We start from the raw sequence: 24540 nt of genomic DNA on the forward strand, positions 1-24540 counted from the left end.
CATGTCAATAGAATTAACAAATGAATTTGGGCACATTGATATATCACAAGATACTATTGCTCAAATTGCAGGCGGAGCAGCGATTGAATGCTATGGAATTGTTGGTATGGCATCAAAGCATCAAATCAGAGATGGTTTAACAGATATATTAAGAAAAGAGAACTTTACAAAAGGTGTAATTGTTAGACAGGAAAAAGATGATTTACATATCGATATGTATATAGTTGTAAGTTACGGAACAAAAATTTCTGAGATCGCTTATCAAGTCCAGTCTAAAGTTAAATACACGCTAAATAAATCTCTTGGTATGTCGGTGAAATCCGTAAATGTTTACGTACAAGGAGTTCGCGTGGCAAACGTGTGATTAAGGAGAGAAAACAATGAAATCAATCAATGGTAATCAATTTGCGGATATGGTCAAGATGGGAGCACATCATCTTTTCCAAAACGCTGACTATGTCGACGCATTAAACGTATTCCCTGTACCCGATGGTGATACAGGCACAAACATGAATCTTTCAATGACTTCAGGGGCTAAAGAGACAGCTGCTCATACTAGTGAGCATATTGGCAAAACAGCTCAAGCATTGTCCAAAGGTTTGCTAATGGGTGCTCGAGGAAACTCTGGAGTTATTTTATCGCAACTTTTTAGAGGCTTTGGAAAGTCGATTGAGCAGCATGCAACCTTAGATGCAAAACAATTTTCCCAAGCTTTACAGTATGGAGTAGAAACAGCTTACAAAGCTGTTATGAAACCAGTTGAAGGCACTATTTTAACTGTAGCAAAAGATTCAGCTAAAAAAGCAGTGGAAGCTAGTGAAACAATTACAGATATATCAGAACTAATGGCAGTTGTTGTAGAAGAGTCTAAACTATCACTAAACAGAACTCCAGATCTATTACCTGTTTTGAAAGAAGTAGGCGTAGTTGATAGTGGCGGACAAGGCTTAGTATTTGTTTATGAAGGTTTCCTTGCAAGCTTAAAGGGAGAAGCTCTTCCTGAGAGAACAATTAGTTCCTCTATGGACGATTTGGTTAGTGCTGAGCATCATAAAAGTGTTCAAGGATATATGGATACTGCTGACATTGAATTTGGTTTCTGTACAGAGTTCATGGTCCGTTTTGAAGAGGGCAAGAAAGCCTTTATCGAAAATGACTTCCGTAATGATTTAAGCGAATATGGTGACTCACTTTTAGTTATCTCGGATGATGAGATTGCTAAAATTCATATCCATTCTGAAACACCAGGTGAAGTCTTAACTTATGGTCAACAATATGGGGACTTAATTAAAATTAAAATTGAAAATATGCGTCAACAGCATACAGATATCGTAGGTGAAGGCCATTCTTCTAATACTGCTAAGAAAGCAGAAGTTCATCCTTATGCAGTAGTAACAGTTGCAATGGGAACAGGTGTCGCTGAATTATTGAAGAGTCTTGGAGCTTCAGCAGTGATAGAAGGTGGTCAGACAATGAATCCTTCTACTGAAGACATTGTAAAGGCGATTGAGTCTGTAGGAGCTGAGCGTGTACTAATCCTTCCTAATAACAAAAACATCGTAATGGCTGCTGAACAAGCTGCAGAGGTTCTAGGGATTGAGGCTGCGGTTGTGCCTACAAAAACAATTCCTCAAGGAATGGCAGCGATTTTAGCGTTTAACGCTCAAGCGACTGTTCAAGAAAACCAAAAGAATATGACCGATGCTTTTGCTCACGTTAAAACTGGTCAAGTTACTTTTGCTGTACGTGATACGTCAATTGACGGTGTAGAGATTAAAAAAGATGATTTTATGTCTTTAGCTGAAGGGAAAATTATACTTTCACAGCCATCTAGAGTGGAAGCTGCAACAAAGCTAGCAACAGAATTGATTGACGAGGATTCTGAAATTGTGACAGTTATTTACGGAGAAGATGTCACGGAAGAGGAAGCTGGGAAATTTGCTTCGTTTATTGAAGAGACCTTCGAAGATGTGGAAGTAGAGCTTTATAATGGTAAACAACCATTGTACCCATATATTTTATCAGTAGAATAAAACTAGTAATACTCCGCGTGGGAGAAATCCCACGCTTTTTTTTTAGCAAGAAATTTCAGAGTTCTTTATAATCCTTTCGTACAATACTTTTGTTTAAAGTTCCCTAAAAGTGTAAAATAGAAATATCAACATGAAAGTGAGGTCTGTCAAATGAAATTTAAGTCTGTTTTTGACATTATTGGACCCGTTATGATTGGACCGTCCTCTTCCCATACTGCTGGAGCAGCACGAATAGGAAGGGTAGCAAGAGATTTATTTGGAAAGCAACCTACTTGGGCAAAAATCCATCTTTATGGCTCTTTTGCCGAAACATATAAAGGCCATGGTACAGATGTGGCGATCATCGGTGGCTTATTGGACTATGATACCTTTGATGAGCGTATTAAAACGTCGTTTAGTGAAGCAGAAAAGGTCGGTCTATCCTATGAGTTTATACCTGAGACAGGACATACTGAGCATCCGAATACAGCTAGAATTGTATTAGGAGACGACGAACGTGAAATGTCGGTGGTTGGTATTTCTATTGGTGGCGGGAAAACAGAAATAACAGAGCTAAATGGTTTTCCGTTAAGATTGTCAGGCAACTTGGCAGCGATATTAGTTGTTCACAATGACCGTTCGGGATGTATTGCAAGCGTTGCCAATTGTTTAGCTAAGCACAATATTAATATCGGTCATATGGAGGTTTCTCGAAAAGAGAAAGGAAATATGGCATTGATGGTAATTGAAGTGGATCAAAATGTGAGTAAAGATATTTTAGATGAAATTACAACTCTACCTAACATAACGAAGGTTACGAGAATTGTAGATTAAGGAGGGTTATGATGGAAGTCTTATTTCGCAATGTGCGAGAATTAGTAGAAAAAGCTGAAAAAGAAAATAAGCTTATATCTGAGATTATGATAGAACAAGAAATTCTTATAACAGAACGCACTCGTGAAGAAATCATGTCACAAATGGATCGTAATCTGACAGTTATGGAAGAAGCAGTAGAAAAGGGACTAAAGGGAGTTCGTTCTACTTCTGGATTAACTGGTGGAGACGCTGTTCTTTTGCAAGCTTATATGAAAAAGGGGAATTCCCTTTCTGGAGAACTGATGCTAGATGCTGTAAGTAAAGCTGTAGCTACGAATGAAGTAAATGCGGCGATGGGAACTATTTGTGCTACACCTACAGCGGGCTCGGCAGGAGTAGTCCCAGGAACTCTATTTGCGGTAAAAAACAAGCTGAACCCGACTCGTGAGCAAATGATCAGATATTTATTTACAGCAGGGGCATTTGGATTTGTTGTAGCGAACAACGCTTCTATATCTGGCGCTGCAGGAGGCTGCCAGGCAGAAGTTGGATCAGCGGCTGGTATGGCTGCCGCGGCGATAGTAGAGATGGCTGGAGGGACTCCTGCCCAAAGCTCTGAGGCATTTGCTATAACTTTAAAAAATATGCTTGGATTAGTATGCGATCCAGTTGCAGGGCTAGTAGAAGTACCATGTGTGAAAAGAAATGCGATGGGAGCCTCTAATTCCTTAGTGGCAGCAGATATGGCACTCGCGGGGGTAACAAGTCGTATTCCTTGTGATGAAGTAATCGATGCTATGTATAAAATAGGCCAAACGATGCCAACAGCATTAAAAGAAACTGCTCAAGGAGGCTTAGCTGCTACACCAACAGGAAAATGGCTAGAAGCTAAAATCTTTGGTGGGGCTGTGGTCAGCAGTGGAAAATAAGAGAAGCAGTTTAGTTACTTCTCTAAAGGGTGTAGGTGCAGGAACAGCTAAAGCCTTAGAGGAACTAGGAATAGTTACACTAGATGATTTAGTAATGACCTTTCCTTATAGGCATGAGGATTTTCGATTAAAAAACCTAGCAGAAACTGCCCATAATGAGAGAGTAACTGTAGAAGGAAGGGTCGAAAGTGAACCTTCTCTTCTTTTTTTAGGAAAAAATAAATCCAGACTGCAGGTTCGATTGTTGGCAGGCCAGCATTTGATCAAGGCTGTTTTTTTCAATCAAGCTTATTTGAAATCTAAAATAACTCCAGGTTCTGTCATTACTGTTACTGGTAAATGGGATAGAGGACGACAAGTTATTAATGTTTCGACGTTCTCAGTAGGACCAAAGACAGACCAACAGGATTTTGAACCTGTCTATTCGTTAAAAGGCTCCATAAGCCAGAAAGTTTTTAGAAGATTTATGCGGCAGGCGTTAGATGAGTTAAAAGGGGATATCATGGATCCTTTGCCGGAGTCTATCCGCTCGATGTATAAATTGCCTGAAATGGTGGAGGCTCTCGAGGGAATTCACTTCCCGCTGGATGCTGAACATTCCAAAAATGCTAGAAGACGGTTTGTTTACGAGGAATTACTTAACTTCCAGTTGAAAATGCAGGCCATTAAAAAGGTACGCAAAGAACAAAATGTTGGAAATGGCGTTTCCTTTGATAATGAACGAGTGAAAAAGCTAATTGAATCCTTACCTTATGAGTTGACTGATGCACAAAAGAGAGTAGTTAATGAGATTTGTCGTGACTTGAAAGCACCTAATCGAATGAACAGACTTTTGCAGGGAGATGTAGGCTCAGGGAAAACTGTAGTTGCTGCAATCTGTTTATATGCCGTCATAACGGCAGGTTATCAAGGTGCTTTGATGGCTCCGACGGAAATTTTGGCGGAGCAACATGCAGCTTCCTTAGATGAGTGGCTCTCACCTATTGGTGTAAGAATAGCGCTATTAACTGGCTCTACTAGGCAAAAGGCAAGAAGAATCGTGCTAGAAAATTTAGCAGCGGGTAATATTGATTTACTCATAGGTACACATGCGTTGATTCAACCTGATGTTTCATTTAAAAATCTTGGTTTAGTTATTATTGACGAACAACATCGTTTTGGTGTGGCTCAAAGAAGAGTTTTAAAAGAAAAAGGAGAAAATCCAGATGTACTTTTTATGACAGCGACACCTATTCCGCGCACCTTAGCCATAACAGCTTTTGGGGAAATGGATGTTTCTGTCATTGATCAGATGCCGGCAGGAAGAAAATCCATTGATACTCATTGGATGAAGGAAGATCAGCTTCCTAAACTTATAGGTCGTCTTAAGAAAGAGTTGGCTAATGGCAGACAAGCCTACATCATTTGCCCTCTAATTGAGGAGTCCGAGAAACTAGACGTCCAAAATGCGGTGGATGTTTATAATATGATGTCTTATGAGCTCGGAAAAGATTACTCGGTTGGCTTGATGCACGGACGGCTTCATCCTGACGAAAAAGATGAAGTGATGAGGAATTTTACTGAGGGGCATATTCAAGTATTAGTCTCGACAACGGTAGTTGAGGTCGGAGTAAACGTTCCTAATGCATCCTTTATGATTATATTTGATGCAGAGCGCTTTGGACTAGCGCAGCTACACCAACTACGTGGTAGGGTTGGGCGTGGAGAACACCAATCGTACTGTATCCTTCTTGCTGATCCTAAGACAGAAGAAGGGAAGGAACGAATGATGTCCATGACGGAGACGAATGATGGTTTTGTCTTGGCGGAGAAAGATTTAGAGCTACGAGGACCTGGTGACTTCTTTGGGAAAAAACAAAGTGGATTACCTGAGTTTAAAATAGCAGATTTAGTTCATGATTATCGTGCATTAAATACAGCGAAAATAGATGCCGAGCGTTTATTGGAATCTGAGCACTTTTGGAATTCCGATGAAATGGAAGGTCTACGGAATGCCTTGGTTGACTCTAAAGCACTAGATGGGGAAAGAATTGATTAAAAAGAATGCAAGGATGAACTAAATCATTTCTTGCATTCTTTTTTTATTGTTTATATACTGATATTAGTACCAAGTGCTAAAATGGTGGTGAATAGCTTGAAATATACGAAAAAAGAAAGACAAAGGCTTTTACTAGAAACGCTAGATAAAAACCCTTTTATAACAGACGAAAACCTGGCGGCAACTTTTCATGTAAGCGTGCAAACCATACGATTAGATCGAATGGAGTTATCCATCCCAGAATTGCGTGAGAGGATTAAATCAGTTGCAGCTCATAATTTTGAAGAAGAGGTAAAGTCTCTCCCAATTGATGAGGTTATTGGAGAAATTATAGATATAGATTTAGACAAACAGGCAATATCACTATTAGATATTAAGCAGGACCATGTGTTTGCAAGGAACGGTATTGCACGGGGACATCATCTTTTTGCACAAGCAAACTCATTGGCTGTAGCTGTTATTAATGATGAACTGGCCTTAACTAGAAAATCTAATATTACATTTGTGAAGCCTGTAAAAGCCGGTGATCGTGTTATTGCAAAAGCAGTTGTCCTATCTAATGACACTGAGAAGAAAAATACAGTTATTCAAGTGACAAGTAAGGTAGAAAATGAGACTGTTTTTGTTGGAGAATTCAATATGTATAGAGAAACTATGAAGTAAAAAGGTGTGTAAAAATGAAAATATCGATAGATGCAATGGGCGGAGACAACGCCCCTCATGAAATAGTAAAGGGAGCCTATGAGGCTCTAGAAGCTTTTGACGATTTGAACATTATCTTATATGGTGATGAAAGTAAATTAGAATCACTTGTAACTAAGCATGACCGCTTGACCGTAGTTCATACCGATGAAGTGATTGAAGGAACTGATGAGCCTGTTAGAGCTATTCGTAGAAAGAAAAATTCCTCGATGGTTAAAATGGCTGAATCGGTGAAAAATGGTGAGGCAGATGCATGTGTTTCTGCGGGTAACACAGGGGCTCTAATGGCAGCGGGACTTTTTGTAGTTGGTAGGATAGATCAAGTAGATCGTCCAGCGCTTGCTCCCACCCTCCCAACAATAGACGGGAAAGGGTTTGTAATGCTTGACCTTGGTGCAAATTCAGATGCCAAACCGGAACATTTACAGCAATTTGCTGTAATGGGAAGTGTGTATGCAGAAAAAGTGCGTGGTATTCAAAACCCTCGAGTTGGCCTACTGAATATAGGAACCGAAGACAAAAAAGGAAATGAGCTTACTAAAGCCGCGTTTTTACTGTTGAAAGAGACACCTGTGAATTTTATAGGAAATGTTGAATCTAGAGATCTTTTAAATGGCGTAGCTGATGTAGTAGTAACAGATGGGTTTACAGGCAATATGGTATTAAAAACGATTGAAGGTACGGCCGCGGCGATGTTTACCTTGCTGAAAGAAGCTTTTAATACATCGACAAAAACAAAAATATCAGCGTTGCTAGTAAAAGATCAGTTAAAAGGTATTAAAAATAAATTGGATTACTCTGAGTACGGTGGAGCTGGGCTATTTGGATTAAAGGCTCCAGTTATTAAAGCACATGGTTCCTCTAATAGCAGAGCGATTTTTCATGCGATCAGACAAGCACGGACAATGGTAGAAAATAATGTTTCTGAGATTATTTACACTACATTACGAAAGGAATCTTCCGATGACTAAAATTGCTTTTATATTTCCTGGACAGGGGTCTCAATCAGTAGGGATGGGGCAACAGCTAATAGAAAACAACAGTGAAAGTAAAAAGATTTATGAATCAGCAGATCAAAAATTAGGTTTTTCTTTATCAGATATTATGTTGAATGGACCGGCTGAGGAGTTGACTAAAACCTACCATGCACAGCCTGCTTTACTTACAACCAGTACAATGATTGCAAAATTATTAATCGAGGCTGGAATTACTCCAGATTATACAGCTGGGCATAGCCTGGGAGAATATTCTGCTTTAGTTGCCTCTGGGGCAATTAGTTTTGAGGATGCGGTATTATTAGTTCATAGACGTGGTCTTTTCATGAATGAAGCTGTACCGGCAGGAGAAGGAACAATGGCAGCCATATTAGGATTAGATGCTACTTCTTTAGCTGAGGTAACTCAAAAGGTTACGCAAGCTGGTGACATTGTGCAAATTGCTAATCTTAATTGTCCTGGTCAAATTGTTATTTCTGGTACAGCAGAAGGAGTCAAAAAAGCTTCTGAACAAGCGAAAGAAGCAGGGGCTAAAAGAGCAATTCCTTTAACTGTGAGTGGTCCCTTCCATTCTGAATTAATGAGACCTGCTGCACATAAATTAGATGAGGCAATCAATTCTATTAAACTTTCAACTGCAAAACCTCCAGTAATTTCTAATGTTACGGCGCTTCCTGTAGAGGATGCAGCGGACGTGAAGTCCCTATTGGTCGAACAATTATATTCGCCCGTTCGTTGGGAAGAATCGATTCAACAAATGCTTGATCTTGGTGTCAACGTCTTTATTGAATGTGGTCCAGGTAAAGTGCTGAGTGGCTTAGTTAAAAAAATAGATCGATCTGTTACAACTTATTGTGTATATGACGAGGCTTCCTTCCAGCAAGCCATTACGGAAATAGGAGAGGTTATCAATGGGTAAATTAGAAGGCAAATCTGCAATTGTAACAGGTGCTTCTCGTGGAATCGGTAAGGATATAGCTATTTACTTAGCAAACGAGGGAGCTAAGGTAGTAGTCAATTATAGTGGCAGCAAAGAGAAAGCAGAAGCCGTTGTAGAAGAAATAAAAGCGCGCGGAGGAATTGCCTTTGCAGCTCAAGCTAATATTGACCAAGCCGATGATGTTCAACGTTTAGTTAAGCAAACTTTAGAAGTCTTCGGATCTATTGATATTTTAGTTAACAACGCTGGTATCACACGTGATAATCTAATTATGCGCATGAAGGAACAGGAATGGGACGATGTATTGAATACGAACCTAAAAGGGGTATTTCTCTGCACAAAAGCTGTTACGAGACAAATGATGAAACAACGAAATGGTCGTATTATTAATATAACTTCTATTGTTGGAGTTTCTGGAAATGCTGGACAGGCTAATTATGTTGCGGCTAAGGCTGGTGTCATTGGTCTAACGAAATCTTCTGCAAAAGAATTAGCGAGTCGTAATATAACTGTTAACTCGGTTGCACCTGGATTTATAACTACTGATATGACAGATGCTCTTCCTGAAGAAGTTAAAAGTCAAATGTTGAGCCAAATTCCTTTAGCGAAGTTTGGGAATCCAGAAGACATAGCAAAAGCAGTAGCATTTTTGGCATCAGAGGATGCTAATTATATTACTGGGCAAACGCTTCATGTTAATGGCGGTATGTATATGTAATGACCATCTGTAACTTAATAAGCACGATCTGATGTAAGTATTTATATTTCATGTGAATTAGCCTTTCATAGACTAAAAGTTTTTTGTATAATCATTGAGGGGAGGTGACAAATTTGTCAACAGTTTTAGAACGTGTAACTAAAGTGATCGTTGATCGTCTAGGTGTAGACGAGAGCGAAGTAAAATTAGAAGCATCTTTCCGTGATGATTTAGGTGCTGACTCACTAGATGTAGTGGAGTTAGTGATGGAGCTTGAAGATGAGTTCGATATGGAAATTTCGGATGAGGATGCGGAGAATATTTCTACTGTGGGTAACGCAGTTAGCTATATTGAAAGCAAGCAAGGCTAATATTAAATAGTCACCTTTATATATATATTCTTTATATAAAGGTGAATTAAGTTAAATAGCAACAGAGACGTTTTTACTATTCGTATGAATAATTAAAAGCGTCTCTATTTCTTTTTGCACATTGCTATAGAAACAGGTAAACTTAAACAGATAGATGTTAAGTAAGAAAGGCAGATCAGGATGAAAGTAAATAGAAAAAGCAACCACCCTAAAAAAACAGGGTTCCCAGAGAGTGTTAAACAACAGTTTCAAAAATTTCAAAGTCATTTTGAAATCGAGTTCAATAATCCAACATTATTGTATCAAGCCTTTACCCATTCATCTTATGTGAATGAGCATCGACGTAAATTTTTCACCGATAATGAGCGTTTAGAGTTTCTAGGAGATGCCGTATTAGAATTATCTGTTTCTCAATACTTATTCCAGCAATACGAGGTTATGAGTGAGGGGCAGCTTACAAAGCTTCGAGCAGCGATTGTTTGTGAGCCTTCTTTAGTTGTGTTTGCAAACGAATTAGGATTTGGTAAGTATGTGCTCCTTGGAAAAGGAGAAGAGTTAACTGGCGGACGTGAAAGACCGGCACTTTTAGCGGACGTATTCGAAGCATTTATCGGTGCATTATATTTGGATCAAGGATTAGAGGTAGTCGTTTCCTTTTTGGAAAAGATTGTCTTCCCTAAAATCGAAGTCGGTGCTTTTTCGCATGTGATGGATTATAAAAGCCAACTACAAGAAGTCATTCAACAAAAAAACAATGGTGCACTTAGCTATGAAATTGTAGAAGAAAAGGGTCCGGCACATAACCGTACCTTTGTTTCGCGTGTTATTTTAAATACAACGGAACTTGGCGTCGGAATAGGACGTTCTAAAAAAGAAGCAGAGCAACAAGCAGCTAGACTAGCGATACTCGCAATAAAGGATCAAGAACAGGGGGAATAATCGTTGTTCCTTAAGAGATTAGAAATTATAGGATTTAAATCATTTGCAGATCGAGTTGGGATAGATTTTGTCCCAGGAGTAACTGCAGTGGTAGGTCCGAATGGTAGTGGGAAGAGTAATGTTACAGATGCAATCAGATGGGTGCTAGGTGAGCAATCTGCCAAATCACTCCGTGGAACAAAGATGGAAGATGTTATCTTTGCAGGGAGCGATTCAAGAAAGGCGTTAAACTTTGCAGAGGTTACTTTAATATTAGACAATTCTGATCGTCGTGTTCCATTAGATTTTACTGAAATAAGTGTTACGAGAAGGGTTTACCGATCAGGAGATAGTGAATATCTTCTAAACAAGCAAACGTGTAGATTGAAAGATATTATAGATTTATTTATGGATTCCGGTCTTGGAAAAGAAGCGTTCTCTATTATTTCACAGGGACGTGTTGATGAAATACTAAATAGCAGACCTGAAGATAGAAGAACGATATTTGAGGAGACCGCCGGCGTCCTTAAGTATAAACAACGTAAGAAAAAAGCAGAATTTAAGCTGATAGAAACGGATGATAACTTAAATCGAGTGCTTGATATTCTCCATGAACTAGATGGTCGAATGGAGCCACTCAAAATTCAATCATCTCTTGCTACAGATTATTTAGAGATGTCTACAGAACTAAAGGATATTGAAATAGCAGTGATTGCTCACGACTTGAATCTTTTTGTACAAGAAAGTAAAGAGCTACATAATCAGCTTCAACAAATAGAAGAGCAAAAAACGGCGCTTTTGACAAAGATTAGTAATGCAGAGTCAGATATTTTATCTATAAGAAGAACCATTAGCTCCACAGATGAAAAGCTAGACAAGGAACAGACTGAGTTACTTGAGGTAAGTTCTGAATTAGAACGTCTTGAGGGAAGAAAACTGTTGCTTGCTGAGAAAAAACAAAATGCTAGTCAGCAAATATCGCAGCTAAGAAGAGCTTTGGAAGAAGAAAAGACGAGACTTCAAGTACTTGAAAAACAGCTAGAAGAAAATATTTCTTCTAGCTCTAAAAAGAAACTGTCTTTAAAAGAACTTCGAGCAAAAAAATTACAAATCGATCATGTTCTTAGTAGGTCAGCTTCAGAGGTTGAAGAGGAAATCGAAACTTTGAAGGGCACTTACATTGATTTGTTAAATGAAGAAGCAACAATGAAAAATGAAATGAAGCATATGGAACAGCAGCTTCAATTTGAACTAGTGTCTTCTGAGAAAATTATTGAAGATTATCGGGAGATCAAAGACGAGTTAGAAAAGCTTACAAATCGAAAAAAAGAGATAGAGAAGCAGCTGGAAGCATGTCAGAAAGATTTGGCACAAAAGGTGCAGGACTTTAAAACAAAGCGAGAATCATCGGAGCATTTAGAAGCCTCTTATGAAGAACAGCAAACGTTGCTTCAAAAAGCCTATCAAATGAAGCATCAAATGCAGGCTAGAAAGGATTCTTTAACAGAGCTCGAATCCGAGTTTTCAGGGTATTTCCAGGGAGTTAAGGAAGTATTAGTTGCTCGTGATAAAAAAGAGCTCAAAGGGATTCATGGCGCAGTAGCTGAACTAATCCAAATTCCATCTAACTATATGAATGCAATTGACACAGCTATTGGCCAGCAGTCTCAGCATATTATTACTGATACTAGTCAGGATGCACGGATGGCTATTGATTGGCTGAAAAAGAAAAGAGTTGGAAGAGCTACCTTCCTTCCACTTCAGGTTATGAAGTCGCGTAAATTGAACGAGCAGACGCTGGCTCCAATCAAGGAGCATCCATCTTTTGTGAATACGGCAGATATGCTTGTCAATTACAATACAGACTATAAAATAATCATTGAAAGTTTACTAGGTAATATTATTATTGCAAAAGATTTAAAGGGCGCAAACGAAATGGCGGCACGTCTTCAATTTAGATACCGTTTCGTAACACTTGACGGTGATGTTGTAAATGCAGGAGGCTCCTTGACAGGGGGGTCTGTAAAACAACAGTCATCTGTCTTTACACGAAAAGCTGAGTTAGAGCAATTAAATGATAAGCTTGTAGAACTAGAACAATCCGTACTTCAAGCAGAAAAATCAGTTGCTCATAAAAAACAGCAAGTTCAACAGATTAAAATTGCATTAGAGGAAGCGCGTCTCTCTGGGGAAGCTTTGCGAGAAGAAGAGCATAAACTATTGTCAGAAGACAGAGAATGTGGAGCTATAATTTCTCGTTTAACCAATCGCTTGCTTGAATTTGATGAGGTTCAAACTGAAAAGAATAACCTGCATGAGAATCTAGTTCGTAAAAAAGAACAAACAGCTAAGCGTAGTGCGGAGATTAATGAATCGTTAGCTTCCATTCAAAAAACGATCGATCAACTGCAACTGTTAAAGCAGCAGTCTATGCAAGAAAAAGATAAAGTACAAAATGAACTTGGCGAACTGCTGTCCTCTATTGCTGTAGTAAATGAGCAAGTGACGCAACAAGAGAAAGAAAAGAAACAGCTGGAACAGGATATTCAATATTGTGTTCAAAAAGTTGGTACTTTAGAAAAAGAGATCAGCTGGTTTGAGAATGATGACCAAACAGGTCCATCTCCAGAACAAATTGACCAAATGATTGCCACTAACAAACAGAAAAAAGATTATTTACAGGGGCAAATAACGAAGGACAAAGAGAAAAGAATTGGACTTTCTCAAAGAGTAAACGAATCTGAAGGCCAATTAAAGATGCTACAGCAACATTTAAGTATCTTTTCTAACGACGAGCGTGCATTAGAACTAAGGTTGAGCAAGCTGGAGGTGGAAACTAATTCACTTCAAACACATCTAGAAGAGACGTATGAAATGTCCCTGGATGAAGCAAAGCGAGACTATCCTTTTGACATGGATGAGGAGCTTGCTCGCAAAAAAGTAAAACTATTAAAACGTTCTATAGAAGAGCTTGGACCTATTAACTTAGGGTCTATACAGGAATACGAGCAAGTCAGCGAACGTCACTCGTTCTTAACAGAACAAAGAGAGGATTTGCTTTCTGCTCAAGATACATTGCATGAGGTTATTAAAGAGATGGACGAAGAAATGACTATACGCTTTGAATCTACGTTTAATGACATTCAAAGAAACTTTAAGGTAGTGTTTAGACAGTTATTTGGTGGCGGACAGGCAGACTTAATTTTAACTGATCCTACCTCCATGTTGGATACGGGGATAGATATAGTGGCACAGCCTCCAGGCAAAAAGCTACAGAATCTTTCTTTATTGTCGGGTGGAGAACGAGCACTAACTGCTATTGCCTTGTTATTTTCAATTCTACATACTCGTCCTGTACCTTTTTGTATCCTGGATGAAGTGGAAGCTGCTTTAGACGAGGCAAACGTTACGCGTTATAGCGACTATTTAAAGAAATTTAGTCATGATACGCAGTTTATCGTCATTACCCACCGTAAGGGTACGATGGAGGGGGCAGATGTACTGTATGGTATCACTATGCAGGAATCTGGGATTTCCAAGCTTGTATCTGTAAAATTAGAAGAAGAATTAGTCACTTAAACAGGAGGTTCTACTGTGAGCTTTTTTAAAAAAATGAAAGAAAAAATGTTGGGCTCTACACCAGAGGCTGAAGAAACAGTTTCGATTACCAATAAATTTAAAGAAGGACTATCGAAAACACGCAATCAATTTACTTCTAAAGTAAATGATTTAGTAGCAAAATATCGTAAGGTAGATGAGGATTTCTTTGAGGAACTTGAAGAAATTTTGCTTCAAGCAGATGTTGGATTTGAAACCGTAGTGGAGTTAATGGACAAATTGCGTTTTGAGGTTCAGCGTAAAAATATTAAAGATACTGCCGGAATCCAATCTGTTATTTCTGAAAAACTTGTTGAGATATATGAGGCTGGTGATGAGGATCTAACAGAGCTTCACATCGAAGAAGAAGGACTAACAGTTATCTTATTTGTCGGTGTTAATGGAGTTGGTAAAACAACTACTATCGGTAAACTTGCACATCGTCTAAATGGAGAAGGAAAAAAAGTAATGCTTGCTGCTGGGGACACTTTCCGAGCAGGTGCTATTGATCAACTTCAAGTGTGGGGCGATCGTGTAGGTGCAGAGGTTATAAAACAGGCAGAAGGTTCGGATCCGGCTGCTGTTATGTATGATGCTATTCGTGCTGCCAAAAACAGAAAAGCTGATGTGCTTATTTGTGATACAGCAGGTCGTTTGCAAAATAAAGTAAACCTGATGAATGAGTTGGAAAAAATTCACCGAGTTATTACTAGAGAAGTGCCTAATGCTCCGCATGAAGTATTGTTAGCATTAGACGCCACTACAGGACAAAATGCGCTTGTTCAGGCACAGACATTTAAAGAAGTGACCAATGTTACTGGAATTGTGTTAACAAAGCTTGACGGTACTGCAAAAGGCGGTATAGTCCTTGCTATCCGCAATAAGCTACATATACCAGTTAAATTTGTTGGTCTCGGAGAGCAAATGGATGACCTACAGCCATTTGATGCAGAAAAATATGTTTATGGATTATTTGCTGAAGGGTTAGAACTAGAAGAAACATCAGAAGACAAGTAATTTTACTTGACAGTTAAAGCTAGTCTTTATAAACTATTAGATGAACCATTCATGGTAAGGAGAGATGGGAATGATTGAAAAAACGACTCGTATGAATTTTCTCTTCGATTTTTACCAGGCTTTATTGACAGATAAACAACGAAGCTATATGCAGCTTTATTATTTAGATGATTTATCACTCGGCGAAATTGCAGAGGAATATAATATATCCAGACAGGCTGTTTATGACAATATACGTCGCACTGAAATGATGCTGGAAGAGTATGAAGAAAAGTTAAATCTTTTTTCCAAATTCGAAAAGAGACAAGAAACGACTAAACAGCTTATGCAAATAGCAAATGAACAATCATCAGAAGAACTGACTCAACTCATTGAGCAATTAAAAGAATGGGATTAGGAGGCGAGCTTGCATGGCATTTGAAGGTTTAGCTGAGCGTCTCCAAGGGACGATTCAGAAAATCAAAGGTAAAGGCAAAATTTCTGAGGCTGATGTTAAAGAAATGATGCGTGAAGTTCGTTATGCACTACTGGAAGCAGACGTTAACTTAAAAGTGGTAAAAGAATTTGTTAAAAACGTCTCTGAACGGGCTGTTGGGCAAGAAGTGATGAAAAGCTTAACTCCAGGTCAGCAGGTCATTAAAATCGTAAAAGATGAATTGACCCAGCTAATGGGAGGCGAGCAGAGCCAGATCGCATTCTCTTCAAGACCCCCTACTGTTATTATGATGGTCGGATTACAGGGTGCTGGTAAAACCACCACTACTGGTAAACTTGCAAATGTACTTCGAAAAAAGTATAACAAGAAGCCTTTGTTAATTGCTGCGGATATTTATCGTCCGGCAGCAGTGAAACAGCTTGAAACGATTGGAAAACAACTCTCCTTACCAGTATTCCAAATGGGTACGGACATTTCTCCTGTGGAAATAGTGAAGCAGGGTCTTGAGCATGCAAAGGAAGAACATTATGATGTAGTGATTGTCGATACAGCAGGGCGTTTACACATTGATGAAACTTTGATGCAAGAGCTTAAAGATATTCGTGCATTAAAAGAGCCTGACGAAGTGTTCTTGGTTGTAGATGCAATGACAGGGCAGGATGCGGTCAATGTAGCTAACAATTTTAATGACTCTATTGGTATAACAGGGGTCGTACTTACGAAATTAGATGGTGATACACGCGGTGGGGCAGCCCTTTCCATCCGTTCCATTACTCAAAAACCTATTAAATTTGTAGGTATGGGTGAAAAAATGGATGCTTTAGAGACTTTCCATCCAGAACGCATGGCATCCCGTATTTTAGGCATGGGAGACATGATGTCCTTAATCGAAAAGGCTCAAGCTAATGTTGACGAAGAAAAAGCGAAGGAACTGGAAGAAAAGTTCCGTACGCAATCTTTTACGTTCGATGATTTCCTGGAGCAGCTAAGCCAAGTGAAGCAAATGGGACCTCTTGACGAGATTTTAAAAATGCTTCCAGGAGCAAATAAAATTAAGGGATTGGAAAATGCGAAAGTTGATGAGAAGCAAATGGATCGTGTCGAAGCCATTATTTATTCAATGACTACGCAGGAGAAAACTAACCCTGAAATTATTAACGGAGCTCGAAAAAAGAGAATTGCTAAAGGATCAGGAACATCTATTCAAGACATTAATAGACTTCTAAAGCAATTTGAAGAGATGAAAAAGATGATGAAGCAAATGACAAATATGCAACAAAAAGGAAAGAAAAAGATGAAAATGCCAGGATTTGATTCTCTTTTTAAGTAATTTTCCTTAAAAAAATAAGGTGTTAAGAAAAAACACTTTACAAACATTTAAAACCTTGATAATATACTATCTTGTGTGAAACTATTCGGAGGTGCAATAAAAATGGCAGTTAAAATTCGTTTAAAACGTATGGGAGCTAAAAAATCTCCTTTCTATCGTATTGTAGTAGCAGACTCTCGCTCACCACGTGACGGTCGTCAAATTGAAACAGTAGGTACTTACAACCCACTTACTAAACCAGCAGAAGTTAAAATTAACGAAGAATTAGCGTTAAAATGGCTTCAAGATGGTGCGAAACCATCTGATACAGTACGTAACTTGTTCTCTGAACAAGGAATCATGGAAAAATTCCATAACGCAAAACTCGGCAAATAATCGGAGGGGACATTGTGAAGCAGCTGATCGAAGCAATCGTTAAACCATTAGTTGATTATCCAGACAAAGTTCAGGTGGTAAAGGACGAAAGTGCAAACCGTATAGTTTACAAACTTTCTGTTCATCCTGAAGATATGGGAAAAGTAATTGGCAAACAAGGCCGAGTAGCTAAATCTATTCGTACAATTGTTTACTCAGCAGCAGGCAGTCACCAAAAGAAAACATATGTCGATATATTAGATTAACTTCACTTGTGAAGCTAATACCTCAGGGAAGAAATTCTAAAGAGGTAAATGTAATATGAGAAGAGGGAGAACACTTTGTTCTTCCTTTTTTGATAGGAGGAATTTATTCAATGGAATGGTACAATGTTGGAAAAATCGTCAATACCCACGGAATTTGGGGAGAGGTTCGTGTCATTTCTACTACTGACTTTCCAGATGAGCGTTATCAGGTAGGAAATGAGCTTGGTCTTTTTAAAAAAGATGGATCTAAACCAATCATCGTTAAAATTACAAGCTACCGTAAGCATAAAAATTTTGATTTATTAACTTTTGACGGTTATACCTTACTGAAAGATGTAGAAGGCTTTCGTGATGCAACGTTAAAAGTATCTGAGAAGTATCTAACAGAGTTAGAAGAAAATGAATACTACTATCATGAAATTATTGGCTGTACGATTGTTTCTACCGAGGGTGAGACAATTGGAACCGTTACTGAAATACTTCAAACTGGAGCAAATGACGTATGGACTGTGCAGCCGGTCAAAGGGAAGACACACTATATTCCATATATTGAGGATGTAGTGAAAAAAATAGATGTGAATAAAAAAGAAATCACTATTGAGGTACTGGAAGGTTTATTGTCATGATGAAAATTCATATTCTTTCGCTTTTTCCAGAGATGTTCACGGGAGTGTTCAACTCATCTATTTTGAAAAAAGCGCAGGATAAAAATGAGGTATCGATTGATGTAGTAAACTTCCGAGACTATTCTGGTAACAAGCATCATCAGGTTGATGATTATCCCTATGGTGGTGGGGCAGGGATGGTATTAAAGCCAGAACCTATTTTTAACGCCATTGAGGCTCTTCCTCCAAGCTCTAGTGGGAACAGACGGATTATATTGCTCTGCCCCCAAGGAGAACGCTTTAATCAGCAAAAAGCAGAGGAATTAGCGAAGGAAGAGGAGCTTGTTTTTATCTGTGGTCATTACGAGGGCTACGATGAGCGAATTAGGGAGCATTTAGTTACAGACGAAATTTCAATTGGAGATTTTGTTTTAACCGGTGGAGAATTAGCTGCTATGACTGTAGTAGATAGTGTTGTGAGATTACTCCCCAATGTTCTTGGCAAGGCTGCTTCCCATGAGCAAGATTCTTTTTCTACGGGCTTGCTAGAGCATCCACATTATACTCGACCAGTAGAATATCGCGGCTACAAGGTTCCAGATGTGTTGCTGTCTGGAAACCATGCAGCTATCGACCAATGGAGAAGAGAGCAGTCTCTAAAACGAACGTTCGAAAGAAGGAAAGACCTTCTAGAAAATGCAGAACTAACAGATACTGAAAAAAGAATGCTTCAATTAAAAGAGTTATAATTTATAATTGCATATAGCCAGTCAATATGATATATTTTACTATGTACTTTTATGTGAAGTACTGATTTTGGGTGTTCCGCTGCAACAGCTATGTGTGTAAGAGCATTCTATATAAGGAGAGAAAATGATGCAAAACATTATTTCAGAAATCACAAAAGATCAATTACGTACAGATCTTCCTACATTCCGCCCAGGTGACACAGTTCGTGTACACGTTAAGGTTGTTGAGGGAACTCGCGAACGTATCCAAATGTACGAAGGTGTTGTAATTAAACGTCGTGGAGGCGGAATTAGCGAAACTTTTACAGTTCGTAAAATCTCTTCCGGTGTTGGTGTAGAACGTACTTTCCCAGTACACACACCAAAAATTGCTAACCTAGAAGTTATTCGTCGTGGTAAAGTTCGTCGTGCTAAATTGTACTACCTACGTGAACTACGCGGTAAAGCTGCTCGTATTAAAGAGCGTCGCTAATAGTGTAAGTAAGGCAAAGTTGCCTGATGTGAATGTTGCAGGAAAAAGTGATCTCACTTTTGCTGCAACATTTTTTTCTTTGTGGATAATTATTGTATTTAAGAGAAGTATATAGATTATCTATTTTTAAAGTAGTTGTTAAGATAACCCGTCAGTGTTTTCGAAGTGAGGTAACTAGCAGAACGTATCGGCCAAGAGTAGCAATTAAATACATATACTAATTGGGAAGCGTATAGAAAGTGATCCTTGAGATTGATTGGGTTTTTTATAAGATTATGAAATTGGGATTGGGTACAGTTTTTCGGCTTTATTTTATGCGAGTAAATTTATAAGCAATTTATCGATGCATCAAAGATGTTCCTATTTTTTGATTGGAGCCCAGACGGCGACTCCTGCGGGATGGCTGATCGCTCACCCGGAGGAAAGCGTCCGGCTGGGGCGAAAATCAATTCTACTCTCTGATTTAAGATTTCTTTGCATCATAAATCAACCCTACCCTTAAACATAGCCTTTTTATAAAAGGATTTATGAAATCATCTCCAATGATCATTTTATTTTAGATATTTTCTCTATATATACTGAATTTAGACGATTTTATTTTGCCACTCTTACATTTTCCTTGTACAATATAAGAGTATATAAAGGGGGCAAGTGAATGGGACAAGCACAAAAAGAAAAGAATGAGTTATGGGAATGGTCGAAAGCTTTATTAATAGCTTTTGGACTTGCAGCATTAATTCGACTCTTTTTATTTACCCCTATAATTGTGGACGGAGAATCTATGATGCCGACCTTAGAAAATGGGGATAGTATGTTAGTGAATAAAATTGGTTACGTGGTCGGTGAACCAAAACGATTTGATATCGTAGTTTTTCATGCTCCTGAGCAGAAAAACTATATAAAACGTGTAATAGGGCTTCCTGGCGATCATGTCGAGTATAAAAACGACCAGCTCTACATTAACGGAAAAGAAGTTGCTGAGCCTTACTTAGAACAAAAAAAGAGCGAGTTAACAGAAGGAACATTAACTGGGGACTTTACGCTTGAAAGTATCACTGGAGACAAAAAAATCCCAGAAGGATATGTTTTCGTTATGGGAGACAACCGCTTATACAGTAAAGACAGCCGAATGATCGGTTTAATTGAAATCGATGAAATTATAGGGAAAACAAATTTAGTATTTTGGCCAATTGGTGAGGCTGGTTTTGTAAAATAACCAAAGTAGTGCGTAAGAAGGTGATTCTTCTTCCCGGCTATTAGAAAATAGCTAGTGCTTTAAGAAGGAGGTGCAATATGACAATACAATGGTTTCCAGGTCATATGGCCAAAGCAAGAAGAGAAGTTACCGAGAATCTAAAGCTTGTAGACATTATTTTTGAACTGATAGATGCACGTTTACCATTGTCTTCAAGAAATCCTATGTTAGACGAGGTAGTCCATCAAAAAACGAGACTACTTATTCTAAACAAAGTGGATATGGCTGATGATATGCAAACCAAAAAATGGATAGCTTATTTCGAGTCAAAAGGGCACCCTACTGTTGCAATAAACTCTTTGGAAGGGAAAGGACTCCAAGCGGTTTTTAAAGCCTCTAAAGAGCTTTTAAAGCCTAAATGGGACCGTATGAAAGAACGTGGGATTAAACCTAGACCAATTAGAGCTATGATTGTAGGCATTCCGAATGTTGGAAAATCTACTTTAATTAATCGCTTTGCCAAAAAGAATATTGCTAAAACCGGAAACACTCCAGGTGTAACCAAAAGACAGCAATGGATTAAAGTAGAAAAGGAAATAGAGCTATTAGATACGCCGGGTATTTTATGGCCTAGATTTGAAGACCAAATAATAGGCTATAAACTTGCTTTAACTGGCGCCATTAAGGATGCTGTTATCAACATGGAAGACTTAGCAGTATATGGGCTACGTTTTTTAGAAGAACATTATCCAAAGAGAATGGAAGAGCGATATAATATTACAAAAATCAGTGAGGATTTAGTAGACACTTTTGATCATATTGGTAAACTCAGAAGATGCTTTGCATCCGGCGGTGAAATTGACTATGATCAAGTGGCTGAGCTAATTGTTCGTGATATAAGAAATCAGCAATTAGGTAAGCTGACCTTCGATTTTGTAGATGAATATGAGTGAAAAAATTCCCTTTTTACCTTCTGGTAAAGAGGGTTTTCTCGATTTATAATATTTTTAACCGATACATACAGAAAGCAAAAGAAAGCTGAAGTGATTTTAATGTTACGTTTACAAGAAATAAAAGAAAAATTAATAGTTGCAGATGGCACAGAAGACTGGTTTAAAGAACTTGAAGAAGATCAACGGGCTGGAGCAAAGAAATTATTGGAAAGCTGGAAGAGAAAACAACAAGTCCAAAAACTAGAAAAAGAAGCTCATATTGAGAAGGTAATGTTTGATAAAAATTTTGTTGTTAATCGAAGTGGACTAATAGCGGGCGTAGATGAGGCCGGAAGGGGGCCGCTAGCAGGTCCAGTTGTAACTGCCGCGGTTATTTTAAGAGAAGATACAAATAACTTAATAGGATTAAATGACTCTAAACAAATATCCAGAGCAAAAAGAAATGAATTAGCTATGAAAATAAAAGAGAATGCTATTAGTTACTTCATACATTTTCAATCAGTTGAAAAAATTGATACGCTAAATATATATGAAGCAACAAAACAATCGATGTCAGAAGCTGTGCTTAGCTTAAAAATCCAACCGAGTGTTGTATTGGTAGATGCTATGAAACTACCAATAGATATAGAAAATCACTCCCTTATTAAAGGAGATGCTAAAAGTTTAGCAATTGCAGCTGCTTCTATTTTGGCAAAAACAGCAAGAGATGAATATATGGATAAACTTCACGAGGAGTATCCTGTCTATCTTTTCAATAAACACGCAGGCTATGGTACAAAGGAGCATATAGCAATGATTATGCAGCATGGTCCAAGTGAGCATCATCGAAAAACTTTTGAACCGATTAAATCTATATTAAAAAGCGAGGTGAAAGTATGAGTGGACCTTCTTTTTCGTCCATCCAATTGAACGCACCAAATGTTATTTCATCGAAGGTATCAGTTCCTATGAAAGAAGGACAAGTCATACATGGAACAATTAAAAACCTATTCCCAAATCAAACAGCAGAAATTCAAATAGGGAACCAAAAGATAATCGCAAAACTTGAAACGCCTTTAAAAACTGGGGATGCTCATTTCTTTCAAGTAACAAAGGCAGCACCTGAAATTCAGCTCAAAGTTGTGACTGGTCCCTTAAGTGGAGGAAATTCACTTGCCCATCAGTCTCAGCAATTGCTCCAGGCAATGAATTTAAGTAAATCAAGTGAGATGCAGGCAATCATTCAATTTTTTATAAAAGAACAATTACCTATCTCTAAGGAAATACTTATACAGGCTGAACAGCTGATTAAGAATTTACCTCCTAATGCCACCTTAAAAGGAGGACTAGAAGCAATTCAAAAAATGATAGAGTTAAAAATTCCAATGACGTCTAAAATGTTTGATACTTTATTGAGTGGTAAAACTACTACTGGTTTTCCTTCACTTATAACTAATTTGAAAACTGCATTACAGCAGGAACAACAACTTTCTCCATCACAAAAAGAAGCTATTGTCCAAAACCTACAGAAGATAGGGGAACCTTTTCATCTTCCTGTAGCAGGTGCTCTATTAGGTAAACAATTACAAACTCTTCTAAATACACAGCTTCCATCTGCTGTTCGTTTACCTATATTACAACAGCTTATAAACGCTTCTATCTTACCTTCTGAGGCGACATTGAATAATCCAGTGCCAATTTCAAATAACCCAGCATTAAAACAAACGGCAGGAGAAATCATTAGCAAATTAATGCAGCCAAATATAGAAAATAAACTGGTTGTTGAGCAGTTGCGAAGCTGGATTCAAAATCAGCCTTTGCTATCATCATCTCAAAAGGAACAAGTGTTAATGAATATTAAAGAAGGAGAAGCAAAACCTAATCTAGTAGCTCATTCATTAGTTAAGGTCTTCTCTGAGCAAAGCCAGCAAGCAGTTTTTAAAATTGACTCAAACGGTCTTACACCAAAAGATCATTTAGTGTCTATATTGGGAAAAGGAATGACTATTGATTCCATTAATCAAACTTTAGAGCAATTAACCAATCTTAATAAGGACTCTCCTCTTATCCAGTTTAGAAATCAAGCAGAGCAAACAGTACTGAGTCAACTAGATGGTAAAGCCTTTGAAATGGCAATGAAAGAAACTCTAAAAATGCTTGGATTTAGCTATGAAGGAAGTTTAGCGAGTGGGAAAGATGAAGTGCGTCAACTGGCAAGCCATCTGAAACCGCAACTTGTAGAACTACTACAAATGCCTAATATATCGGCTATTGTTAGAGATGGAGCCGAATCGATTGTTAGTCGGATGAATGGTTTGCAGCTCCTATCGGGAGAAAATGGTCCTCAACATCAATTATTAATGCAAGTTCCTTTAGAATTTTTAGGTAAACGAATGGATGCAACTCTTGAATGGAATGGGAGAATGAAGGAAGATGGGAAAATAGACTCGGATTTTGCTCGAATAATGTTTTACCTTCAATTAGATTCACTTAAAGAAACTGTAGTAGATATGCAAGTCCAAAATAAAATAGTGACGATTAACCTCTTTAATGATGATCAGACGATTGAAACGATAGCTAACAAACTTAAGCCTACATTAAAGGAGGGATTGGCAACTGCTGGTTATCAATTGTCTGGGATTTTTATAAAAACCTTTGCACAACAAAAAATGTCGAGCTTATGGCCAAATAACTCATCTTCCTCCAAAGAGCAAGGAGTGGATATTAGGATATGACAGAAGGAAAGTTTAAAAGGAAAGAAGCTATTGCCTTAACATATAAGCCTGGTCAATCGGATGCTCCTACTGTAGTAGCTAAGGGGAAAGGGAAAATAGCAGAAAATATATTAGAGAAGGCATTGGAGCATTCTGTACCTATACAAGAGGATGCTAGTCTAGTAGAACTGCTAGGAAAACTAGATATTAACCAATCCATACCCGAAGAACTTTATCAGGCGGTTGCAGAGGTTTTTGCATTTGTGTATAGGGTAGATAAAGAAAGAGGAGAGAAGTAATATTTTGTCCTTTTTATCACAGAATAGATTATGCAAGAGAAAGTTCTATAAAAGATTTAGAAGCTACGGATAGAAAATAATCTTTTTTGTAAATCGGTGTCGTATAAGCTTATTTTGAACAAATATTTTAGCAAAATAGGAAGTGCATTGTCGATT

The 24540-nt window shown here is 38.2% G+C and carries 25 protein-coding genes; all 25 read left to right on the forward strand.

Annotated features, from left to right (window positions below):
* Window position 1: 1 nt before the first annotated feature.
* The 25 genes from HF876_RS02915 (at window position 2) to HF876_RS03035 (ending at window position 24384) form a co-directional block, all read left to right on the forward strand.
* Window positions 2–364 carry an Asp23/Gls24 family envelope stress response protein gene (locus HF876_RS02915; RefSeq protein WP_169358559.1) on the forward strand — a complete coding sequence of 121 codons (363 nt, stop codon included), beginning with the start codon at window positions 2–4 and terminating at the stop codon, window positions 362–364.
* A gap of 16 nt (window positions 365–380) precedes the next feature.
* Window positions 381–2033 carry a DAK2 domain-containing protein gene (locus HF876_RS02920; protein WP_169358560.1) on the forward strand — a complete coding sequence of 551 codons (1653 nt, stop codon included), beginning with the start codon at window positions 381–383 and terminating at the stop codon, window positions 2031–2033.
* Between the two features lie 150 nt (window positions 2034–2183).
* A complete protein-coding gene (sdaAB, locus tag HF876_RS02925; RefSeq protein ID WP_169358561.1) occupies window positions 2184–2846 on the forward strand; it encodes an L-serine ammonia-lyase, iron-sulfur-dependent subunit beta in 663 nt (220 codons plus the stop codon).
* An 11-nt stretch (window positions 2847–2857) separates the two neighbouring features.
* Window positions 2858–3757 (forward strand): L-serine ammonia-lyase, iron-sulfur-dependent, subunit alpha, encoded by a 900-nt coding sequence (sdaAA, locus tag HF876_RS02930; protein ID WP_169358562.1) that lies wholly within the window; start codon window positions 2858–2860, stop codon window positions 3755–3757.
* Entirely contained in the window at window positions 3747–5795 is a 2049-nt protein-coding gene (gene recG, locus HF876_RS02935) for an ATP-dependent DNA helicase RecG (protein ID WP_169358563.1), read from the forward strand. Before sdaAA ends, recG begins: the two co-directional genes overlap by 11 nt.
* 96 nt (window positions 5796–5891) lie before the next feature.
* Window positions 5892–6458: a transcription factor FapR gene (gene fapR / locus HF876_RS02940; RefSeq protein ID WP_169358564.1), complete on the forward strand. Its 567-nt coding sequence runs from the start codon at window positions 5892–5894 to the stop codon at window positions 6456–6458.
* A 14-nt stretch (window positions 6459–6472) separates the two neighbouring features.
* On the forward strand, window positions 6473–7468 hold the full coding sequence (gene plsX, locus HF876_RS02945) for a phosphate acyltransferase PlsX (RefSeq protein WP_169358565.1): 996 nt from the start codon (window positions 6473–6475) through the stop codon (window positions 7466–7468).
* A complete protein-coding gene (fabD, locus tag HF876_RS02950) occupies window positions 7461–8411 on the forward strand; it encodes an ACP S-malonyltransferase (RefSeq protein ID WP_169358566.1) in 951 nt (316 codons plus the stop codon). Before plsX ends, fabD begins: the two co-directional genes overlap by 8 nt.
* Window positions 8404–9150 (forward strand): 3-oxoacyl-[acyl-carrier-protein] reductase, encoded by a 747-nt coding sequence (gene fabG, locus HF876_RS02955; RefSeq protein ID WP_169358567.1) that lies wholly within the window; start codon window positions 8404–8406, stop codon window positions 9148–9150. Before fabD ends, fabG begins: the two co-directional genes overlap by 8 nt.
* 113 nt (window positions 9151–9263) lie before the next feature.
* Window positions 9264–9500, forward strand: coding sequence for an acyl carrier protein (gene acpP / locus HF876_RS02960; protein ID WP_169358568.1), 237 nt, complete (start codon window positions 9264–9266; stop codon window positions 9498–9500).
* Between the two features lie 180 nt (window positions 9501–9680).
* Window positions 9681–10439: a ribonuclease III gene (rnc, locus tag HF876_RS02965; protein WP_169358569.1), complete on the forward strand. Its 759-nt coding sequence runs from the start codon at window positions 9681–9683 to the stop codon at window positions 10437–10439.
* A gap of 3 nt (window positions 10440–10442) precedes the next feature.
* Window positions 10443–13997, forward strand: a complete 3555-nt coding sequence (gene smc, locus HF876_RS02970; protein WP_169358570.1) for a chromosome segregation protein SMC — start codon at window positions 10443–10445, stop codon at window positions 13995–13997.
* A 15-nt stretch (window positions 13998–14012) separates the two neighbouring features.
* Complete coding sequence (ftsY, locus tag HF876_RS02975) at window positions 14013–15032, forward strand: signal recognition particle-docking protein FtsY (RefSeq protein WP_169358571.1); 1020 nt, start codon at window positions 14013–14015, stop codon at window positions 15030–15032.
* 70 nt (window positions 15033–15102) lie between these two features.
* Window positions 15103–15429 (forward strand): putative DNA-binding protein, encoded by a 327-nt coding sequence (locus HF876_RS02980; protein WP_169358572.1) that lies wholly within the window; start codon window positions 15103–15105, stop codon window positions 15427–15429.
* Between the two features lie 13 nt (window positions 15430–15442).
* Window positions 15443–16798, forward strand: a complete 1356-nt coding sequence (gene ffh, locus HF876_RS02985; protein WP_169358573.1) for a signal recognition particle protein — start codon at window positions 15443–15445, stop codon at window positions 16796–16798.
* Window positions 16799–16900: 102 nt separating this feature from the next.
* The gene (gene rpsP, locus HF876_RS02990) at window positions 16901–17173 is read left to right on the forward strand and encodes a 30S ribosomal protein S16 (RefSeq protein WP_053590001.1); all 273 of its coding nucleotides are present in this window, start codon (window positions 16901–16903) and stop codon (window positions 17171–17173) included.
* A gap of 14 nt (window positions 17174–17187) precedes the next feature.
* Window positions 17188–17418, forward strand: a complete 231-nt coding sequence (locus tag HF876_RS02995) for a KH domain-containing protein (RefSeq protein WP_169358574.1) — start codon at window positions 17188–17190, stop codon at window positions 17416–17418.
* A gap of 110 nt (window positions 17419–17528) precedes the next feature.
* Window positions 17529–18044 carry a ribosome maturation factor RimM gene (gene rimM, locus HF876_RS03000; protein ID WP_169358575.1) on the forward strand — a complete coding sequence of 172 codons (516 nt, stop codon included), beginning with the start codon at window positions 17529–17531 and terminating at the stop codon, window positions 18042–18044.
* A complete protein-coding gene (trmD, locus tag HF876_RS03005) occupies window positions 18044–18772 on the forward strand; it encodes a tRNA (guanosine(37)-N1)-methyltransferase TrmD (RefSeq protein ID WP_169358709.1) in 729 nt (242 codons plus the stop codon). Before rimM ends, trmD begins: the two co-directional genes overlap by 1 nt.
* Before the next feature lie 127 nt (window positions 18773–18899).
* Window positions 18900–19244: a 50S ribosomal protein L19 gene (rplS, locus tag HF876_RS03010; RefSeq protein WP_169358710.1), complete on the forward strand. Its 345-nt coding sequence runs from the start codon at window positions 18900–18902 to the stop codon at window positions 19242–19244.
* 655 nt (window positions 19245–19899) lie between these two features.
* A complete protein-coding gene (lepB, locus tag HF876_RS03015; RefSeq protein WP_169358576.1) occupies window positions 19900–20460 on the forward strand; it encodes a signal peptidase I in 561 nt (186 codons plus the stop codon).
* A gap of 77 nt (window positions 20461–20537) precedes the next feature.
* Window positions 20538–21392, forward strand: a complete 855-nt coding sequence (ylqF, locus tag HF876_RS03020; protein ID WP_169358577.1) for a ribosome biogenesis GTPase YlqF — start codon at window positions 20538–20540, stop codon at window positions 21390–21392.
* Between the two features lie 99 nt (window positions 21393–21491).
* Entirely contained in the window at window positions 21492–22271 is a 780-nt protein-coding gene (locus HF876_RS03025; RefSeq protein ID WP_169358578.1) for a ribonuclease HII, read from the forward strand.
* Window positions 22268–24106 (forward strand): hypothetical protein, encoded by a 1839-nt coding sequence (locus HF876_RS03030; RefSeq protein WP_169358579.1) that lies wholly within the window; start codon window positions 22268–22270, stop codon window positions 24104–24106. Before HF876_RS03025 ends, HF876_RS03030 begins: the two co-directional genes overlap by 4 nt.
* The gene (locus HF876_RS03035; RefSeq protein ID WP_169358580.1) at window positions 24103–24384 is read left to right on the forward strand and encodes an EscU/YscU/HrcU family type III secretion system export apparatus switch protein; all 282 of its coding nucleotides are present in this window, start codon (window positions 24103–24105) and stop codon (window positions 24382–24384) included. Before HF876_RS03030 ends, HF876_RS03035 begins: the two co-directional genes overlap by 4 nt.
* Window positions 24385–24540 lie beyond the last annotated feature (156 nt).

Source organism: Psychrobacillus sp. BL-248-WT-3, assembly GCF_012843435.1.
GTDB lineage: Bacteria > Bacillota > Bacilli > Bacillales_A > Planococcaceae > Psychrobacillus.

Excerpts from the sequence above, each read along its gene's own strand:
- HF876_RS02915 (WP_169358559.1), top strand. The coding sequence starts at position 2 with ATGTCAATAGAATTAACAAATGAATTTGGGCACATTGATATATCACAA.
- rimM (WP_169358575.1), top strand. The coding sequence starts at position 17,529 with ATGGAATGGTACAATGTTGGAAAAATCGTCAATACCCACGGAATTTGG.
- trmD (WP_169358709.1), top strand. The coding sequence starts at position 18,044 with ATGAAAATTCATATTCTTTCGCTTTTTCCAGAGATGTTCACGGGAGTG.
- sdaAB (WP_169358561.1), top strand. The coding sequence starts at position 2,184 with ATGAAATTTAAGTCTGTTTTTGACATTATTGGACCCGTTATGATTGGA.
- sdaAA (WP_169358562.1), top strand. The coding sequence starts at position 2,858 with ATGGAAGTCTTATTTCGCAATGTGCGAGAATTAGTAGAAAAAGCTGAA.
- ffh (WP_169358573.1), top strand. The coding sequence starts at position 15,443 with ATGGCATTTGAAGGTTTAGCTGAGCGTCTCCAAGGGACGATTCAGAAA.
- ylqF (WP_169358577.1), top strand. The coding sequence starts at position 20,538 with ATGACAATACAATGGTTTCCAGGTCATATGGCCAAAGCAAGAAGAGAA.
- HF876_RS02920 (WP_169358560.1), top strand. The coding sequence starts at position 381 with ATGAAATCAATCAATGGTAATCAATTTGCGGATATGGTCAAGATGGGA.
- fabG (WP_169358567.1), top strand. The coding sequence starts at position 8,404 with ATGGGTAAATTAGAAGGCAAATCTGCAATTGTAACAGGTGCTTCTCGT.
- fabD (WP_169358566.1), top strand. The coding sequence starts at position 7,461 with ATGACTAAAATTGCTTTTATATTTCCTGGACAGGGGTCTCAATCAGTA.
- lepB (WP_169358576.1), top strand. The coding sequence starts at position 19,900 with ATGGGACAAGCACAAAAAGAAAAGAATGAGTTATGGGAATGGTCGAAA.
- HF876_RS03030 (WP_169358579.1), top strand. The coding sequence starts at position 22,268 with ATGAGTGGACCTTCTTTTTCGTCCATCCAATTGAACGCACCAAATGTT.
- HF876_RS03035 (WP_169358580.1), top strand. The coding sequence starts at position 24,103 with ATGACAGAAGGAAAGTTTAAAAGGAAAGAAGCTATTGCCTTAACATAT.
- plsX (WP_169358565.1), top strand. The coding sequence starts at position 6,473 with ATGAAAATATCGATAGATGCAATGGGCGGAGACAACGCCCCTCATGAA.
- rplS (WP_169358710.1), top strand. The coding sequence starts at position 18,900 with ATGCAAAACATTATTTCAGAAATCACAAAAGATCAATTACGTACAGAT.
- HF876_RS02980 (WP_169358572.1), top strand. The coding sequence starts at position 15,103 with ATGATTGAAAAAACGACTCGTATGAATTTTCTCTTCGATTTTTACCAG.
- rnc (WP_169358569.1), top strand. The coding sequence starts at position 9,681 with ATGAAAGTAAATAGAAAAAGCAACCACCCTAAAAAAACAGGGTTCCCA.
- rpsP (WP_053590001.1), top strand. The coding sequence starts at position 16,901 with ATGGCAGTTAAAATTCGTTTAAAACGTATGGGAGCTAAAAAATCTCCT.
- HF876_RS03025 (WP_169358578.1), top strand. The coding sequence starts at position 21,492 with ATGTTACGTTTACAAGAAATAAAAGAAAAATTAATAGTTGCAGATGGC.